Origin of the sequence: Photobacterium aphoticum, assembly GCF_001029435.1 — a bacterium.
GTDB classification, from domain to species: Bacteria; Pseudomonadota; Gammaproteobacteria; order Enterobacterales; family Vibrionaceae; genus Photobacterium; species Photobacterium aphoticum.
Map to the genome: position 1 here is coordinate 1 of NZ_LDOV01000078.1, position 335 is coordinate 335.

The 335-nt window shown below is 47.5% G+C and carries 2 tRNA genes; both read right to left on the minus strand.

From position 1 onward, the window contains the following. Positions 1-64 precede the first annotated feature (64 nt). Positions 65-139: transfer RNA gene (locus tag ABT58_RS23120), tRNA-Gln, on the minus strand. A gap of 39 nt (positions 140-178) precedes the next feature. Further along, positions 179-263 (minus strand) — tRNA-Leu (locus ABT58_RS23125). Positions 264-335 lie beyond the last annotated feature (72 nt).

The following is a 335-nucleotide window of genomic DNA, read 5'->3' on the forward strand; positions in this document are numbered from 1 at the left end:
CCAACTGAGCTACGTAGCCATTTAGGGTTGCCGACTATACTCGTAATCCACAACCTTGTAAAGATGGCAGGTCTACCTGGATTCGAACCAGGGGATGACGGGATCAAAACCCGTTGCCTTACCGCTTGGCGATAGACCTACAAGTTGCTTTTCTTCAAAGCTGCTCTCAAAGAGAGAATGGTGCGGAAGGAGAGACTTGAACTCTCACACCTCGCGGCGCCAGAACCTAAATCTGGTGCGTCTACCAATTTCGCCACTTCCGCATTCGGATGCTACTGATTGTATTTTCAGTTTAGTAAAAACTAAACTGAAGAATAATGGTGCGGAAGGAGAGA